The following is a 17,407-nucleotide window of genomic DNA, read 5'->3' on the forward strand; positions in this document are numbered from 1 at the left end:
AAATACCTTGACAAAATCTGCTCCAAACCCATATGCCTTGCAAGAAAACAATATGCAAAGGAAATAATCATGCGATACGACAAATTAACCGCTAAATTCCAACAGGCCTTGCAAGAAGGCCAGAGTTTGGCCTTGGCTGCGGATAGCAGCTATCTGGAAGCAGGTTTCGTGTTAAAAGCCCTGCTTGACGACCAAAACAGCGGAACATCTGCACTGTTGGCTCATACGGGCGTGAACGTGCCGCAAGTGAAGCAGCGTTTGCAGCAACATTTAAATAGCCTGCCGAAAGTGTCCGGCCAGGGGGGCGATATTCTGCCCAGCCGCGAATTACAGGCGGTGTTGAATCTGACGGATAAGGCCGCCGTCAAACGCGGCGATGCCTATATCGCCAGCGAACTTTTCCTGCTCGCCTTGGTGCAGCAGAACGATGCGACTGGCAAAATCCTGAAAGAAGCCGGTGCGACCGAACAAAACATCAATGCCGCAATTGATGCGGTACGCGGAGGACAAAACGTGAACGATGCCAATGCCGAAGACCAACGCGATGCTCTGAAAAAATACACGCTTGACCTGACCCAGCGCGCCCGCGACGGCAAACTCGACCCCGTTATCGGTCGCGACGACGAAATCCGCCGCGCGATTCAGGTATTGCAACGTCGCACCAAAAACAACCCCGTGCTGATCGGCGAACCTGGCGTGGGTAAAACCGCCATTGTCGAAGGTTTGGCGCAACGCATCGTCAACGGCGAAGTGCCCGAATCCCTGCGCAACAAACGCCTGCTGGTTTTGGATTTGGCGGCATTGATTGCCGGCGCAAAATACCGCGGCGAATTTGAAGAACGCTTGAAAGGCGTGTTGAACGACTTGGCGAAAGACGACGGCAACACCCTGATTTTCATTGACGAAATCCATACCTTGGTCGGCGCTGGCAAAACCGACGGCGCGATGGACGCGGGCAATATGTTGAAACCAGCTTTGGCGCGCGGCGAATTGCACTGCATCGGCGCGACCACTTTGGACGAATACCGCCAATACATCGAAAAAGATGCGGCACTCGAACGCCGCTTCCAAAAAGTATTGGTCGGCGAACCCAGCGTGGAAGACACCATCGCCATTCTGCGCGGTTTGCAGGAACGCTATGAAATCCACCACGGCATCGACATCACCGACCCTGCCATCGTTGCCGCCGCAGAATTGAGCGACCGTTACATCACCGACCGCTTCCTGCCTGACAAAGCGATTGATTTGATTGATGAAGCCGCCAGCCGCATCAAAATGGAGTTGGACAGCAAGCCCGAGCAGATGGACAAACTCGACCGCCGCATCATCCAGCTAAAAATGGAAAAAATGCATGTTGCCAAAGAAAGCGACGACGCCAGCAAAAAACGTTTGGAACTGATAGACGAAGAAATTGACGGTCTGCAAAAAGAATACGCCGATTTGGACGAAATCTGGAAAGCCGAAAAAGCCGCGTCTTCCAGCACCGCCGACATCAAAAAACAGATGGACGACATTAAAATAAAAATCGAGCAGGCCAAACGCCAAGGCGACTTTGCCCGTGCGTCCGAACTCGAATACGGCGAGTTGCCGAAATTGGGCGCACAGTTGCAGGCGGCGGAAAGCAACCCCGACGGCAAAAAACAAAACAAACTCTTCCGCACCGAAGTCGGCGCGGACGAAGTGGCCGAAATTGTATCGCGCATGACTGGTATCCCCGTCGCCAAAATGATGGAGGGCGAACGCGACAAACTATTGAAAATGGAAGAAGTATTGCACCGCCGCGTGGTTGGACAAGACGAAGCCATGCGTGCTGTGTCCGACGCCATCCGCCGCAGCCGCTCCGGCCTTGCCGATCCGAACAAACCTTACGGCAGCTTCCTGTTCCTAGGCCCGACCGGCGTGGGTAAAACCGAGTTGTGCAAAGCCCTGGCAGGCTTCCTGTTTGACAGCGAAGACCACCTCATCCGCATCGACATGTCCGAATACATGGAAAAACACGCCGTTGCCCGCCTCATCGGCGCACCTCCGGGCTATGTCGGCTACGAAGAGGGCGGCTACCTGACCGAACAAGTCCGCCGCAAACCGTACAGCGTGATTCTTTTGGACGAAGTGGAAAAAGCCCATCCCGACGTGTTCAACATCCTGCTGCAAGTATTGGATGACGGTCGTTTGACCGACGGGCAAGGTCGCACTGTGGACTTCAAAAACACTGTCATCGTCATGACTTCCAACATCGGCAGCCAGCACATCCAACAAATGGGCACGCAGGACTACGATGCCGTGAAAGAAGCGGTGATGGAAGAAGTGAAAGCCTACTTCCGCCCCGAAATGATCAACCGTATTGATGAAGTGGTCGTGTTCCACGGCTTGGATCAGGAGAATATCCGCAGCATCGCGAAAATCCAGCTCAAAGGCTTGGAAAAACGTTTGGAAGCGCAGCACCTGCACTTGAAAGTAGACGATGCCGCTTTGGATTTGATTGCCGAAGCCGGTTTCGACCCCGTGTACGGCGCACGCCCGCTCAAACGCGCCATCCAATCGGAAATCGAAAACCCGCTGGCCAAAGCCCTGCTCGAAGGCAAATACGCACCAGACAGCACGATTCATGTGAAAGAAGAAGGCGGCAGATTAGTGTTTGCCTGATTTGAAGGCTTGAATGTTTGAAACAGCAGGCTACCTGAAAATGATTAAACCGATATTTTCAGGTAGCCTGCTTTACATCACGCGGGAAATGCGTTATGTGAAAACTACAGCAAGCTACAATTTCACACAAAAAGGAAACCATATGATATGGATTTCAATAACCTGCTCAACCAAGTATTTGGTGCCGTGCAGTAAAGCGGCAACCAAGTGATGTCTGATAACAATCCGCTCAACTCGTTCGGTGGCGGGCGTTAATCGGCGGGCTGGCTGCGATTCTGCTGAAAAAAGGCGGCGCGAAATCATTGCTGAAGGCCGGTTCGGCTGCTGCCTTGGGGATGATGGCCTATCAGGCCTACCAAAGCTGGCAGGGAGGCCGGCAAAACAACACGGTAGCCGCTTTGCCTGAAGCGGCTTTTGCAGCGCAGGGGCAGCCGGCTGAAGAGCGCAGCCGCGTGATTTTGCGCACCATGATTGCTGCCGCGGCTTCAGACGGCTTGATTGATGAAATGGAAAAGCAGCTGATTGCCCAAGAGGGTGGTGCCGATGCCGAATTGCAGCAGTGGCTGGCCAACGAATATGCCCGTCCGGCTTCTATTAACGAGCTGGCCGAGGCGGTGGGCGGTGATCAGGCGCTGGCTGCCGAAGCCTATTTGGTTGCCCGCGCGGTTTGCGGCGATTTGGTGCGCGGTGAGATTGCCTTCTTGTCCCGGCTGTCGCAGGCTTTGGGGCTGGATGACGGTTTGGTGGAGCAGTTGGAGTTGGCACAATAAAACACCAGCCGTTTGGTATAAGCAAAAGGCTACCTGAAAATTTTCAGGTAGCCTTTAATCCGTTCTGAACGAAGCATCACACCGCAGGCGGGGTTTCTTTGGCGGGTTCGGCGGCTTCATCTGCCGGGGCTGGAGCAGCCGGCTCAGCGGCAGGTACGGTTTCTTTTTCCGGGCTGGCGGCTGGGGCGGGTTCGGTGGTGTTGGCAGGATTGAACACGGTGGCATCGGCAGCGGCGTCGGCTTCGTCTAAGTCGTTTTGCAGGGGTACGGGCGCATCGTGCGGCACGAGTTGTACGCGCTGCTCGGCGTTGCCGGCATGGGCTTCCGGGGCTTGCTCGGCCAGGTAGGAGAGGGTAACGCTTTGGCCGCTGCGCTGTTCGAGCTGGCTGCGGTAGGCTTCGGGCGTCATCAATTCTTCGGCACCACGGCTCAGCTGGGCGAATACGTTTTGATAGCTGCGGGTGAGCTCGTCCACTGCTTCGGCGGTGTCGATAAAGTGGTGGTTTACGGCTTCGCGATAGTCTTGCAGGGCTTTTTTGGCTTCTTCCAATTCGGCTTGCTGTTTGCTGTTGCCACGTTTGAACAGCAGGGTGATGAGCATGCCGATAAGGAAGCCGCCGAGGCCGGTGAGGATAAATTGGGTAATGAGGGGCAGGTTGTTCATGGGATTTTCCTTTGTGGTGGACGGGCGGTATAGCTATTGTATAGCAATTTAGGCGGTTTGTTGCCTTGTGTAAAGGCTACCTGAAAAGTTTGCTGCGTTAATGCAGCACTCTCTGCGGATTATCTGCGCTGTGGCCGGTTTCTTCTTCGGGCAGGCCTTGGTAGATATCGAATTCGATGCGGGCACCCACGGCGTGGCAGAAGCTGATTACTCGGGGAGAAAAGCCGATGGCCGGGGTGGAGTCGCGCTCGTCGGTGCTCACGGTGAGCACAACCATCAAGTAGGCTTCGAGCCGGTGGGCTTTGGCTAACTCGGCAATTTTGTCTTGTACCGGCAGTAAGGCGGCGATGAGTTCGTCGGCGATTTCGTTTAGGCGGAACACGTCATCGCCACGCAGCACGGGTGTGCCGTATTGCCAGCTGGCATGCTGCAGCACTCTGCCGCCTATGCTGCTGCCCTCATACACCGCGCGGGTGGGGGCAAGATTGAGGGCGGCGCTGACGGCGTCGGGGGCGAAACCGCGGCCGGTGAGGGCGAAGTAGAGATAGCATTCGTTGAGGTTGGGCGTATCCATCGACTTATTTTCATTGGATTAAATAGACGGCGAGGCGGATAAGGAGCAGGCTCATCAGCGCGGCGATGATGTCGTCCAGCATCACGCCGAAGCCACCGCCCACTTGGCGGTCGAACCAGCGGATGGGCGGCGGTTTCACCGCATCAAAGAAGCGGAAGGCAGCGAAGGCGGCCAGCCACCACGCCCAAGATTGCGGCGTGAAGGCGAGCACCAGCAGCATGGCCACGATTTCGTCCCACACGATGCCGCCGTAGTCGTGCACGCCGAGGGTGGCTTCGGTTTGGTTGCAAATCCAGATGCCGACGGCAAACAGGGGCAGGCACAGCAGGGCGAGCAGCCAGCCGTCGATGCCCAGCGCCATCAGCGCGGCGGCGAGGGGCAGGGCGGGCAGGGTGCCGAAAGTGCCGGGGGCAATCGGGGCGAGGCCGCTGCCGAAGCCGAAACCGAGGAAACAGGTGGGGCGGCGCAGCAGCCAGGCGAAAGTGGGGCGGAATGCGGGTTTTTGTTTAGCCAAAGTGGTCGAATCCTAAATGGGAAAGGTGCAGTTCGCTGCCGTTGGTACGCAGCAGTTTCAGGTAGCCTGTGTCGTTGATGCAACCGATGCGGGTTACGGGCGTGCGGCTGCTTTCGGCCGCGGCGAGCACGGCTGGGCGCGCTTGCGGCGGGGCGGTGAACAATAATTCGTAGTCGTCGCCGCCGGCGAGGGTGAGCTCGTATACGGTTTGTTCGGGCAGGCATTGGCGCAGGCCGGGCGCGGTGGGCACCAGGTCGGCGTCTAGCTCTGCGCCCACGTTGGAGGCGCGCAGGATGTGGCCGAGGTCTTGGGCCAGGCCGTCGGAAATATCCTGCGCCGCCGTGGCAACGGGCAGCAGGGCTTGGCCGAGGGATACGCGCGGAGTGGGGCGCAGGCGGGCGGCTTCACATTCGGCAAACAGGTTTTCAGGTAGCCTGATGTTCTGCCAGATGTGGTGCAGGGCGGCGGCGGCCAGGCCGATTTGGCCGGACACCCAAATATCGTCACCATTTTGCGCACCGCTGCGACGCAGGCCTTGGCCCGCGGGCAGCTCGCCGGTGATGGCCACGTTGAAAACGAGATCGCCTTTGGTGGTGTCGCCGCCGATGAGGGTGATGCCGTATTGGCACAGCATGGCGAACAGGCTGCCTGAAAATGCTTCCAGCCAGCCGGGATTGAGCTCGGGCAGGGCGACGCTGAGCATCACCCAGCGCGGCCGCGCGCCCATGGCGGCCATATCGGAAATGTTTACGGCCAGGATTTTGTGCGCGAGGTCGGCAGGGGCGACATCGGGGAAGAAGTGGCGGCCAGCCAGCAGCATATCGCTGCTGAAGCATAAATCATGGCCGGGGCGCGGGCGGACGATGGCGGCATCGTCGCCGATGCCGAGCAGGAGCTCGGGGTCGGCCGGCTGTTCGGCAGTGAGGTATCGGTGGATGAAGTCGAATTCGCCGAGGGGTTTTGTAGTGGATTGGGGCATAGCGGGGTGTTTGGGTATAGGGTGGAGGCTACCTGAAAACGAAGTTTCCAAAGGAAGCTGAGTTTCTGCGAAGCTAAAACTAAGCTGCAACGAGGTTAAAACTAGTAGAGAGAGTTTCTGTGAAGCTAAAAATTTTCAGGTAGCCTTTGGTTTATGTTTTCGTTTTGCTGAAGCCGCAGTGTTTTGCTGCGTGGGAACTTGGCTTGGGCTGGGCTGGAGGATTGTTGTTTATTTCGTTGAAGCCGCATTTTCAGGTAGCCTCTAATCGCGCACGTAGATGGTTTCTACGTCGTAATCGTCGTTATCCCAATCATCTTCGTCATCGGGCTCGGCGGGGGGCAGGGTGTGGCTGAGGGCGGAATCCATGCCGCATTCCCAGCGCAATACGGAGAGCAGGTGGTGGATGTCTTCCGGCAGCGGGGCTTCGAATTGTACGGTTTCGCCACTTTCGGGGTGGACGAAGCTGAGCCGGTAGGCGTGCAGGGCTTGGCGGGCAAGTTGGTGTACGGCTTCTTTTACGGCATCCGAGCAGGGGTGGCGCGGGTTGCCGTATACGGGGTCGGCGGCAAGCGGGTGTTTGGCTTCGCGCATGTGCACGCGGATTTGGTGGGTGCGGCCGGTTTCGAGGGCGCATTCGATGTAGCTATGGCTCTGGTAGCGTTCGAGCACTTTGATGTGGGTAACGGCTTTTTTGCCGCCGAAGCCGACTACGGCCATTTTGAGGCGGTTGTGCGGGTCGCGGCCGATGAGGGTGTCGATTTTGCCGTCGAACGGCACGATGCCGTCGGCCACGGCACGGTAGATGCGCTTCACGCTGCGCTCTTGCAGCTGCTGCACGAGGCTGTTTTGTGCGGCCGGGGTTTTGGCCACCACCATCAGGCCGCTGGTGTCTTTGTCGAGGCGGTGCACGATGCCGGCGCGGGGGATTTCGGCCAATGCCGGGCAGTGGGCCAGCAGGCCGTTGAGCAGGGTGCCGCTCCAGTTGCCGGCGGCAGGGTGGACGACAAGGCCGGCGGGTTTGTTCAACACAATCACGCTGTCATCTTCAAACACAATATCCAGCGGCATGGGCTCGGGCGTAAAGGCAGCGGTTTCGTGGCTGTGCTGGATATGCACTTCCAAGGTTTCGCCGCCAATGAGCCGCTCTTTGGTGCGGGCAACCTGGCCGTTGAGCAACACGTTGCCGTCTTTAATCCAAGTGCTCAGGCGGCTGCGGGAATAATCGAGCAGCAGTTTGGCCAGCGCGGCATCGAGTCTTTGGCCGGCCAAATCGGTGGGCACGGTTAAATTTATACAATTTTCCGCGTCTGCCCCTGCCGAAAAGTCGAAATCATCGTTATAATCGGCGTCATTGTTGGTATAGGAAGAAATGTTCTGCATGAAAAAGATTCTTTTAGTTACCGGCCTGGCAGTGATGCTGTCGGCCTGCTCCAGCACTTCAACCACCGCTGTGAGCCAAGATGCCCAGATTACGCAGGATTGGTCGGTAGATAAGCTGTATGCCGAAGCGCACGATGAAATGGAGAGCCGCAATTATAGCCGTTCGGTGCGTTTATATGAAATTTTGCGGGCGCGTTTCCCCAACACCCGCCAAGCGGTGCAATCGCGGCTGGATACGGCTTATGTGTATTATAAAGACGAGCAGCAGCCGCAGGCGCTGGCGCATGTGGAGCAGTTTTTGAAGCTGTATCCCAACCATCCGAACACCGATTATGCGCTGTATCTGAAGGGCTTGATTGTGCTCAATCAAGACAAATCCATCTTCAACAAGCTGGCTTCGCAGGATTGGTCCGACCGCGACCCGAAAGCAAACCGCGAAGCTTATCAGGTGTTTAACGAGCTCATCACTCGCTTCCCCAATAGCAAATACGCCAACGACGCGCGCGAAAAAATGACGCGCTTGGTAGATGCCTTGGGTGGTAACGAAATGGCCATCGCCCGCTACTACATGCAGCGCGGCGCTTACTTGGCCGCCGCCAACCGCGCACAGGGGATTGTGAGCCGTTATCAGAACACGCGCTATGTGGAAGAGGCGCTGGCGATTATGATGACCGCTTACACCCGTTTGGAAAAACCGGAGTTGAGCAGCGACACCCGCCGCGTGTTGGCGCAAAACTTCCCGCAAAGCCCTTATTTGCAGAAAGAATGGCAGCCAAACGATATTCCGTGGTGGCGCTATTGGAAGTAGTATAGAACTTGGAGGCTAACTGAAAGCGGTTTTTCAGGTAGCCTTTATCAGCTAGAACGTCTTAACTTCAAAACAAGGATATGAAAATGAAAAAATTACCCCCTTTCTTCGCCGCCTGCCTGCTGGGCTTCTGTGCCGTAGCCAGCGCCACCACCTACGAATGCACCGACCGACAAGGCCGCCGCACCTACACCGCCACCCCCGGCCCTAATTGCCGTGCCGTCACCCTTGGCCGCGTGACCACCTATCCCGCCCCCGTAAGCACCGCGCCTGGCAGCCCGAGCTACAGCAGCCCAGCTGCCGCCACCCCAGCCGCCCAGCCTGCTGCCAATGAAAGCCAGCGCCAAGCCGCCACCGAGCGCCTGCGCCAAGCCCAGCAGAATCTGGAAGAAGGCCGCAAAGTGCGCTATGGCAACGAGCGCAACTACGCCCGCTATCTAGAGCGCATCGGTAAGCTGGAAGAGGAAGTGAACAAAGCCCAGCAGGAAGTGAACAACCTGAATAAATAAATCCGGTTGTGCTTTAATTTCTTGCAGTAACGTTTTCAGGTAGCCTTTGGTGTGATGCAGGCTACCTGAAAAACGAATCAACCCAATTTTTCCCGTTTAACATCCCACCCGATTTAACTTCGTTGCAGCTTACGCTTTCAGGTAGCCTTTATGCCCGCCATCCCCACGCACTACCGCAACCTGCGCGTGTCCGAGACCGCTTCGGATAAGGAGATACGCGAGGCCTACCGCCGCCTGTCGAAACGCTATCATCCCGATTTTAATCCCGACAATTCTGAAGCCCTGCGCATCATGCAGATGGTAAACAAGGCCTATGCTGTGTTGTCCGACCCCGAGCAACGCAAACGGCACGATGCCTGGATTGCCGCCCAGCGCCAGGCCAAAGCTACCAATCCCTTGCTGCAGCAAGCCGCTGCACGGCAGCAGGCCAAGCTGGTGCCTTGGGGGCAGAAGCTGAAAGCGCAGTGGCAGCGGCTGCGTGCCAACAAAGCATTTTGGCTGGTGTTCGGCACCGGCTTGTTGCTTGGGCTGCTCGTGTTGCAACTTTGGTGGTGGCTGGATAAAACTCCGGCTGCGCCTCAAGATACGCCTTCCGCCGTGAGCCAGCTGGCCGCCCAAGGCAGCGCCTACCAACGCCCGGCCAAAGCCCCCAACGGCAACATCTGGCCGTATTTTTCTGACTATATTTCAGGCTACCCTGTGGCCGCGCAAAACGGCATGTCTATCGCCAGCATTGCCAACCACGGCGCCGACCGCATGGTGGAGCTGCAAATGCAGCAAGACGGCAGCTGGCAAAACATCCGTACTTTCTACATGCCCGAGAAGGGGTTCTTCACCCTCTACGAACTCGGTGCCGGCCAATACCGCTTGCTCTATCTTGATTTAGACAGCGGCCGCCACACCCAAACCGATGTTTGGCAAATAGAAAAACAAAATGATGCGCCGGTGTACCCCGATGCCAGCATCACCCTCCCGCCCACACAGCAAGGATAATCATGAGCGCCTCTCCCGCCGCCAAATACACAGAAGAAACCGTACTTTGGGTAAAACGCCACACGCCCAAACTGATGAGTTTCGCCATCAGCCGCCCCGAAGAATACCGCTTTGCCGCCGGCCAATTTTCCCGCCTCGGCTTCCCCGAAGGCAGCGGCTTCATTTGGCGCGCCTATTCCGTGGTTTCCGCCGAATACGACGACACCCTCGAATACTTCGCCGTGCTCATCGAAGGCGGCCCCATGTCGGCTCGATTCGAACAGATGGAAGCCGGCAGCACCATCTTGCTCGACAAAACCGCCACCGGCTTCCTGCTGCCCGAACGCTTCCCCGACGGTAGCGACCTCATCATGCTCAGCACCGGCTCCGGCATCGCCCCCTTCCTCTCCATTTTGCAACAGCCGCAGATTTGGCAGCGCTTCGACCATCTCGCCCTGGCTCACTCCGTTTCCCATGCCAACGAAGCCGTGTTCAACCAGCATATCCGCGATTTGGCCGAACACCCATTAGTGGGCGAGTATTACGATAAACTGCGCTTCGTTCCCGTGCTCACCCGCGAGCAGCAGCCCGGCAGCCTCAGCCAACGCCTGCCGCAGCTGTTGGAAAACGGCAGCCTCAGCCAAGCCTTCGGCCTGCCGTTCAGCACCGAGCGCAGCCGCTTCATGCTGTGCGGCAATCCCGCTATGGTAAAAGACACTTTCCAAGCTCTGCTCAAGCTTGGCTTTGCCATGCACCGCAACCGCATCCCCGGCCATATAATGATGGAAAACGGCTTTTAATGCCTTTAACTAATATCGGAAATTGCAAGGCAGGATGTTGCCAACGTTTTCAGGCAGCCTCAATTAACAGGCTACCTGAAACCGATTTTTGGCTCGCAAGATTACAGGCTGGCTGAAATTCATCAGAGCTAACGAGATGCTGATAAACCACAGGCTCGTGCATCAAGCATCTATTAATTCTCAAGTATCCTCAAAAGCCCATCCAAGGCTACCTGAAAATTAAGCCCTTGCCACCAGCCGCTGCTCAGTCCACAATAAGACTCTTCCCCACGAACAGCAAAACACAGCCATGAGCCATTCCCAAGCCTTCAGCCGCACCGACGACGTACGCATCCGCAGCATCAGTGAGCTGCTGCCCCCCATCGCCCACCTCTACGAATTGCCCATCAGCGAAGCCGCCACCGATTTGGTGGAAACCACCCGCCATCAGATTGCCGACCTGGTGCACGGCCGCAATAAACGCCTGCTCACCATCATCGGCCCCTGTTCCATCCACGATCCCAAAGCCGCCCTCGAATACGCCCAGCGCCTGTTGCCCCTGCGCAAAAAATACGAGAAAGAGCTGCTTATCGTGATGCGCGTTTATTTTGAAAAACCGCGTACCACCGTGGGCTGGAAAGGGCTCATCAATGACCCTCATCTCAACGGCACCTTCGATATCAACTTCGGCTTGCGCCAGGCCCGCCGCCTGCTGTTGGATTTAAACAGCCTCGGCGTGCCCGCTTCCACCGAATTTCTCGACATGATCACCCCGCAGTATTATGCCGACCTCATCTCCTGGGGCGCCATCGGCGCGCGCACCACCGAAAGCCAGGTGCACCGCGAGCTTGCCAGCGGCCTATCCTGCCCGGTCGGCTTCAAAAACGGCACCGACGGCAATCTCAAAATCGCCATCGATGCCATTGGTGCCGCCTCTCACCCGCACCACTTTCTTTCCGTCACCAAAGCCGGTCACTCCGCCATCGTCCACACCGCCGGCAACCCTGACTGCCACGCCATCCTGCGCGGCGGCAAAGAGCCGAATTACAGCGCAGAACACGTTAAAGCCGCTGCAGAACAGCTGGCCAAAGCCGGCGTAACGCCCAAATTGATGGTGGATTTCAGCCACGCCAACAGCCGCAAAGACTACACCCGCCAAATAGAAGTGGCGCACGATGTGGCCGTGCAGCTGAAAAACGGCGAGCAAAACATCATGGGCATCATGGTGGAAAGCCACTTGGTGGGAAGCCGCCAAGACAAACCCGAAACCTACGGCCAAAGCATTACCGATGCCTGCATCGGCTGGGATGCCACCGAAAAGTTGCTTGCGCTGATGGCCGAAGCTAATCGCGGCAGAATATGAGCAAAGCGGCTTTTGCCGATTTTTTACTAAATACAATGCCTCCAATACGCTTCAGATAGCCCAATACAACAAAAGGCTACCTGAAAACCTATAAATATTTACAAATTACACCAAACTGTTAGAATCTATAATTTTTCAACGATGCCATTAACCTGCAGGGCAGGAGCAAAGGTTTGCGGCTGCCTGAGGGAGATACACTTATGCAAGATTTCCGTGAAAACCCAAACGAGGATTTCCGCCAAGCCTATGCTTCCACCGCATTGGAAAATGATTTATTCGATAACGGTAAAATGGAAGTGGATCTGGCCAGCCCTTGGCAGCGGATAGGTGCACGATTGCTAGATATAGTGATTTTTGCCGCTATTTTTATGGTCTTCTTTTTTGTTATCGCAATTTTTATCAAAGATTCGATGATGGTTATCGGACTTAGTTTGCTCTTCGTTTTCGCCTTTGGTATTTACCAAATGGTCATCATGTCCCGCGATGGGCAAACGATAGGTAAAAAAGCCTTGAATATCCGCGTGATCACTGAAAATGGCAACAACCCCGGTTTCGTTAAATATTGCTTGGTGCGCGAATTTGGCTACAACTTCATTTTTACCCTTATCGGAATTGTTAGCAAATCATTGGCCAATTCGCTGGCACTTATCGCCACCATCGCCTGTATCGTGCTGCTGTTTATGGAAAGCCGCAACCGCCAAACCTTACAGGATTTGCTGGCAAAGACATTGGTCATCAAAAACTAAGCCATTTTTTATTCATACACAAGGCTACCTGAAATCATTTTCCCGCTTTCAGGTAGCCTTATTTATCTGCCCTAATTTGAGGACAAACCATGCAAAACTTCCGCCAAGCCTATCGGCCTCCTCAATCAGAAGCCGCACCGCAGGCAGCGGATCGGATGAAGGAAGTAGAGTTGGCCGAGCCGTGGCAACGCTTGCTGGCCGGGGCAATCGACCGCATCCTGCCTATTATATTTTTCATTCTTACCATAACGGTTGGTGCGAACCCACGATATGCACGTGCCAAATTGCTGTGGTTGTATGATTCTATACTAATCATTGGTTGTCTAACTGTGCTGTCATTTCTCTGGCAGGCTGTTATCATGAGTCGAAGCGGTCAGAGTATCGGCCAGAAAATCCTGCGTATCCGTGTGATTACGGATACCGGCGAGAACCCGGGCTTTGCTAAATATGTGCTGGCGCGCGAAGTGTTTTTCTTTGCCGTTTTGCTTTCGCTATGCGGGCTGCTCAGCGGCCTGGGTTTGGGCCACATTATCTATTGTGCTGTGCAATTGCTGTACCTGATTATGCTATGCCGCAAGCGCGGCAATTATCAAACGCCGCAGGATTTGATGTTGCAGACTTTGGTGGTGAAGGTGTGAGTGCCGGCATAACGAAAGGCTGACTGAATCATTCAGGTAGCCTTTCGTATTATGGTGGGCGGATATGAAACTTGTTGTGGCGAGGTTTCAGCTAGCCTCTACTACTTCCTCCTTGCCAAACGCCTGCCGCAGTTTGCTCCAGATGAGGGCGAGCAGAAATAGGATAGCCTGCAAAATCACGATACTGGGGCCGGTGGCGGAGTTAATGTGGTAGCTGAGCAGGGTGCCGGCGAGGCAGGTGAGAACGGAGGCGGCCATGACGATGATCATCATGTGCTCAAAGCGTTTGGTAAGCAGGAAGGCGGTGATGCCGGGGGAAATGAGCATGGCCACCACCAGCACTACACCGGCCACCTGCATGGCGGTGATGATGGTAAGGGCAAGCAAGGCAAGTAGGCCGTAATGCAGAAGCTGCGGGGATAGGCCGGCGATGCGCGCTTGGGCAGGGTCGAAACAGTAGAGCATGAAGTCGCGCCGTTTGAGCAGCATGACCAAGGCCACGGCGGTGCAGATGGCGAAGGTTTGCAGCAGCTCTTCGCGGCTCACGCCCAGCACGTTGCCGAACAGGATGTGGGTGAGGTGTTGGTCGGTTTCTACTTTAGTAAACAATACGAGACCGAGCGCAAACATACCGGAGAAGACGATGCCCATCACGGTATCTTCTTTGAGGCGGCTGTTGTTTTTCAGGTAGCCTACTCCCACGGAACAGAGCAGGCCGGAGACAAATGCGCCGATTTGCAGCGGGATACCGAACACGAAGGCAAGCACAATGCCGGGCAGCACGGCGTGCGACACCGCGTCGCCCATCAGCGACCAGCCTTTGAGCACCAGATAGCAGGACAACAGCCCGCATGTGATGGATACAATCAGCGCGGTGAGCAGGGCGTTCTGCATGAAGGGGAAGGCGAGCGGCGTGGCAAACCAGTTGATCAGCTCAGACATAGCCGGCCTCCGTTTCTTCGGCTGCCTGTGGCGCAGCGCCGAATTTTTGCCGCAACAGGCCGTACTTGGGCGCAAACACGAAGGAGAACAGGAACAGCAGGCTTTGCAGGGACACAATCACGCCGCCGGTGGCACCATCGAGGAAAAAGCTGATGTAGGCGCCCAGGGCACAGGTAAGTATGCCGAGCGATACGGCAATCAGCACTAGTTTGCCGAAGCGGTCGGTAAGCAAGTAGGCGGTGGCGCCAGGAGTAACCACCATGGCAATCACCAAAATCGCACCCACAGTTTGCAGCGCAGCCACCACGCAGGCGCTGAGCAGACAGAAAAACAAAATTTTATAGCGCAGTGGCGAGAGGCCGACAGCCACGGCTTGAGTTTCGTCAAAAAACACCAAGAGCAAGTTTTTCCAAGTGGGCAGCAGAAACAGCAGGCATACGCCAATGATGATGGCTACCTGAAAAATATCTTCGTCGGCAATGCCCAAAATATTGCCCAACACAATTTCCTGCACGTTTACCGCAGTCGGGTTCACCGACACGATAAACAGGCCGATGGCGAAAAAAGTGGTGAAGATAAAGCCGATCACCGCGTCTTCCTTCAGCTGCGTGATGGCACGTATCCACAAAATCGACAGTGCTGCCAAAATGCCGGATACAAACGCGCCGGCAGAATAGGGCAAGCCGAGCGCATAGGTAACCGCCACGCCAGGCACCACCGAGTGCGATAGTGCGTCGCCAATCAGCGACCAGCCTTTGAGCATTAAATAAGACGACAAAAACGCGCACATACCACCCACCGCCGCGCTCAGCACGATGGCCTTCACCATGTATTCATAGGCAAACGGCTCCAGCAGCATCTCTAGCATGAACTTTCCCCTTCACTGCCGTTTTCCTGCTCCGCGCCGCTGCCTTGGGCATCGCTGCAGCAAGGTACGGCTGGTGGATCATTTTTGGCTTGGCCGTAGAACACGGCGGGGCGTTCGTCGTCGGTAAGTACAGTGAGTACACGGCTATCTTCGTCATCGTGCAAATCGCTGCCGGAGAGGCGGAAGTGGCGCAACACGCCGCCGAAGGCCAGCTCGAGGTTGTGTTGGTTGAAAGTGTGCTCAGTGCAGCCGGCAGCCAGCACGGTGCGGTTGATCATCACCACTTGGTCGCAGAAGTCCGGCACCATGCCGAGGTTGTGGGTAGACACCAAAATCAGATGCCCCTGCTCGCGCAGCTGGCCGAGCAAATCCACAATCGCGTCTTCGGTTTTCACGTCCACGCCAGTAAACGGCTCGTCCAGCAAGATAATCTTGCCCTGTTGCGCCAGCGCGCGCGCCAGAAAGACGCGTTTTTTCTGCCCACCGGAGAGTTCGCCGATCTGCCGCTGTGCCAAATGGGCAATGCCTACCCGCTCCATAGCTTCCTGCACCTTACGTTTGTCTTCCGCCTTAGGCAGACGCAAGAAATTCAGGTAGCCATAGCGCCCCTGCATCACCACGTCGTACACCGACACGGGAAATTGCCAATCCACTTCCTCGCTCTGCGGCACATAGGCCACTAGGTTGCGCTTGAGCGCCTGTGGTACGGGCAGGCCGCACAGGTGGATGTTGCCCGACTTCAGCTTAATTTGCCCCATCAGACTTTTAAACAGGGTGGATTTGCCGCTGCCGTTTACGCCCACCAGCGCGCAGGTAGTGCCGCCTTGCAGCGTGAAACTCACGTCACGGATGGCCGTGTGGCCGTTGCTGTAGCGAACCGTTACCGATTCAACGCTGATGGAGGCGGCTTGTTCAGACATTATTTTCCAAATCCTCTAACAATGGTGGAAACCGTGGTGTTGAGCAGGTCGAGGTAGGTCGGCACCGGGCCGTTTTTGGCGGAAAGCGAATCCACATACAACACACCGCCGTATTTGGCACCGGTTTCGCGCGATACCTGCTGCATCGGGCGCGGCGATACGGTGCTCTCGCTAAACACTACCGGAATATGATTTTGCCGCACAGTGTTGATCACGCGGCGCACCTGCTGCGGCGTACCTTGCTGCTCGGCGTTAATCGGCCACAGATACACTTCTTTGAAACCATAATCACGTGCCAGATAGCTGAACGCGCCTTCGCTGGTTACCAAGAAACGCTGATTTTGCGGCACGCGTGCCAGTTTTTCGCGCAAAGGGCGGTCTAGGTTGCGGATACGCTGGGCATAAGCGGCGGCATTGCGGGTGTACGCTGCTGCATTTTGCGGGTCGTACTTAATTAGTGCGTTTTTAATGTTTTCCACATAGATTAAGGCGTTGCGGGTAGACATCCAAGCGTGCGGGTTGGGCGTGCCACGATAAGGACCTTCGTGAATTGACATCGGCACAATACCCTGCGTTACCACCACTGCCGGCTTGTTGCGCACGTTTTGGAAGAACCGCTCAAACCAGCGTTCCAGGTTCAGTCCGTTCCACAACACCAAATCGGCAGATTGGGCTTTAGCAATGTCTTGCGGTGTGGGCTGGTAATCGTGGATTTCTGCGCCCGGCTTAGTAATCGATTCCACCACGGCCGCATCGCCCGCCACGTTTTGGGCAATATCCTGAATTACGGTGAAGGTGGTAACCACTTTGAATTTAGCATAGGCCGGTGCAGCAAAGCCCAAGGCGGCCAACAGACAGAATGCAGATAATAATCGGCGCATTGTTTTCTCCTAAATTAAGTTGAGCTAATTAAATGGACAACTAAAGCAAAGATTTTGCCTGCTATAGTAAAATTCCTGAAACAGATACTTCATTTGGCTCGCTTTAACTGTACTCCTGTACTGCCTGCAACTCGCCGCCTTGTATCAGGTTCAGGAATTTTACTATATTAGCGCAAATAACAACTATTATCAATTATTTTATTATGGATTTTATATAACAACAGGAAAAACCAACAGAAACAAAACAGGTCTATACTGTATACGGGATTATTTTATTCGCATTTTACCGTGCCGTGCTAACAATCATTGCCATATGCAATAGCCTCTTTGCCAATTTAAATGAAGCAACCCAACCAGACTAGCAAACAGTTTTTACTGTTTTTACCGTCTGCTTTGTTATCTTGTGTTAATTTTGTCCGGACAGGCTACCTGAAAATTGAAAATCAGGTTTTTTTAG

17 protein-coding genes and 1 pseudogene are annotated in these 17,407 nt (G+C 55.5%); 9 read left to right on the forward strand and 9 right to left on the reverse strand.

The window, feature by feature from the left end; all coding sequences use genetic code 11:
* Positions 1-69 precede the first annotated feature (69 nt).
* Both clpB and A7P99_RS01895 read left to right on the forward strand, forming a co-directional pair.
* The gene (gene clpB / locus A7P99_RS01885; protein ID WP_067527703.1) at positions 70-2,643 is read left to right on the forward strand and encodes an ATP-dependent chaperone ClpB; all 2,574 of its coding nucleotides are present in this window, start codon (positions 70-72) and stop codon (positions 2,641-2,643) included.
* 210 nt (positions 2,644-2,853) lie between these two features.
* A pseudogene (locus A7P99_RS01895) lies at positions 2,854-3,413 on the forward strand (tellurite resistance TerB family protein).
* Positions 3,414-3,489: 76 nt separating this feature from the next.
* On the opposite strand, the gene A7P99_RS01900 reads toward A7P99_RS01895, so the two are convergent.
* The 5 genes from A7P99_RS01900 to rluD all read right to left on the reverse strand — a co-directional run bounded on the left by A7P99_RS01900 (position 3,490) and on the right by rluD (position 7,524).
* Complete coding sequence (locus A7P99_RS01900; RefSeq protein WP_067527707.1) at positions 3,490-4,077, reverse strand: YhcB family protein; 588 nt, start codon at positions 4,075-4,077, stop codon at positions 3,490-3,492.
* Positions 4,078-4,174: 97 nt separating this feature from the next.
* Positions 4,175-4,651, reverse strand: a complete 477-nt coding sequence (locus A7P99_RS01905) for a DUF4279 domain-containing protein (protein WP_067446915.1) — start codon at positions 4,649-4,651, stop codon at positions 4,175-4,177.
* 10 nt (positions 4,652-4,661) lie between these two features.
* Positions 4,662-5,165 carry a phosphatidylglycerophosphatase A gene (locus A7P99_RS01910; RefSeq protein WP_067446917.1) on the reverse strand — a complete coding sequence of 168 codons (504 nt, stop codon included), beginning with the start codon at positions 5,163-5,165 and terminating at the stop codon, positions 4,662-4,664.
* Positions 5,158-6,144: a thiamine-phosphate kinase gene (gene thiL, locus A7P99_RS01915; protein WP_067446919.1), complete on the reverse strand. Its 987-nt coding sequence runs from the start codon at positions 6,142-6,144 to the stop codon at positions 5,158-5,160. The genes A7P99_RS01910 and thiL overlap by 8 nt, the downstream gene beginning before the upstream one ends.
* 261 nt (positions 6,145-6,405) lie before the next feature.
* Complete coding sequence (gene rluD, locus A7P99_RS01920) at positions 6,406-7,524, reverse strand: 23S rRNA pseudouridine(1911/1915/1917) synthase RluD (RefSeq protein ID WP_067446922.1); 1,119 nt, start codon at positions 7,522-7,524, stop codon at positions 6,406-6,408.
* Between rluD and A7P99_RS01925 the strand changes: the two genes are divergently transcribed.
* The 7 genes from A7P99_RS01925 (at position 7,523) to A7P99_RS01955 (ending at position 13,339) form a co-directional block, all read left to right on the forward strand.
* Complete coding sequence (locus A7P99_RS01925; RefSeq protein ID WP_067446924.1) at positions 7,523-8,332, forward strand: outer membrane protein assembly factor BamD; 810 nt, start codon at positions 7,523-7,525, stop codon at positions 8,330-8,332. The genes rluD and A7P99_RS01925 overlap by 2 nt on opposite strands.
* An 86-nt stretch (positions 8,333-8,418) precedes the next feature.
* Positions 8,419-8,841 carry a DUF4124 domain-containing protein gene (locus tag A7P99_RS01930; RefSeq protein ID WP_067446926.1) on the forward strand — a complete coding sequence of 141 codons (423 nt, stop codon included), beginning with the start codon at positions 8,419-8,421 and terminating at the stop codon, positions 8,839-8,841.
* Between the two features lie 150 nt (positions 8,842-8,991).
* Complete coding sequence (locus A7P99_RS01935) at positions 8,992-9,834, forward strand: J domain-containing protein (RefSeq protein ID WP_067446928.1); 843 nt, start codon at positions 8,992-8,994, stop codon at positions 9,832-9,834.
* Positions 9,835-9,836: 2 nt separating this feature from the next.
* A complete protein-coding gene (locus A7P99_RS01940) occupies positions 9,837-10,613 on the forward strand; it encodes a ferredoxin--NADP reductase (RefSeq protein WP_067446930.1) in 777 nt (258 codons plus the stop codon).
* Positions 10,614-10,902: 289 nt separating this feature from the next.
* Positions 10,903-11,955, forward strand: a complete 1,053-nt coding sequence (aroG, locus tag A7P99_RS01945) for a 3-deoxy-7-phosphoheptulonate synthase AroG (protein WP_067446932.1) — start codon at positions 10,903-10,905, stop codon at positions 11,953-11,955.
* A 200-nt stretch (positions 11,956-12,155) separates the two neighbouring features.
* Complete coding sequence (locus tag A7P99_RS01950; RefSeq protein WP_067446934.1) at positions 12,156-12,701, forward strand: RDD family protein; 546 nt, start codon at positions 12,156-12,158, stop codon at positions 12,699-12,701.
* Positions 12,702-12,871: 170 nt separating this feature from the next.
* Entirely contained in the window at positions 12,872-13,339 is a 468-nt protein-coding gene (locus A7P99_RS01955) for an RDD family protein (protein WP_167508171.1), read from the forward strand.
* Between the two features lie 87 nt (positions 13,340-13,426).
* On the opposite strand, the gene A7P99_RS01960 is transcribed toward A7P99_RS01955, so the two are convergent.
* Genes A7P99_RS01960 through A7P99_RS01975 form a run of 4 tightly spaced genes read right to left on the reverse strand, consistent with a single transcriptional unit; the run spans position 13,427 to position 16,950 of the window.
* Positions 13,427-14,281 (reverse strand): metal ABC transporter permease, encoded by an 855-nt coding sequence (locus A7P99_RS01960; RefSeq protein ID WP_067438959.1) that lies wholly within the window; start codon positions 14,279-14,281, stop codon positions 13,427-13,429.
* Entirely contained in the window at positions 14,274-15,149 is an 876-nt protein-coding gene (locus A7P99_RS01965; RefSeq protein ID WP_067438956.1) for a metal ABC transporter permease, read from the reverse strand. Before A7P99_RS01965 ends, A7P99_RS01960 begins: the two co-directional genes overlap by 8 nt.
* On the reverse strand, positions 15,143-16,069 hold the full coding sequence (locus tag A7P99_RS01970; protein ID WP_067446936.1) for an ATP-binding cassette domain-containing protein: 927 nt from the start codon (positions 16,067-16,069) through the stop codon (positions 15,143-15,145). Before A7P99_RS01970 ends, A7P99_RS01965 begins: the two co-directional genes overlap by 7 nt.
* A complete protein-coding gene (locus tag A7P99_RS01975; RefSeq protein ID WP_067446938.1) occupies positions 16,069-16,950 on the reverse strand; it encodes a metal ABC transporter substrate-binding protein in 882 nt (293 codons plus the stop codon). Before A7P99_RS01975 ends, A7P99_RS01970 begins: the two co-directional genes overlap by 1 nt.
* Positions 16,951-17,407 lie beyond the last annotated feature (457 nt).

The sequence above is a fragment of the Eikenella sp. NML120348 genome, from assembly GCF_001648435.1.
GTDB classification, from domain to species: domain Bacteria; phylum Pseudomonadota; class Gammaproteobacteria; order Burkholderiales; family Neisseriaceae; genus Eikenella; species Eikenella exigua.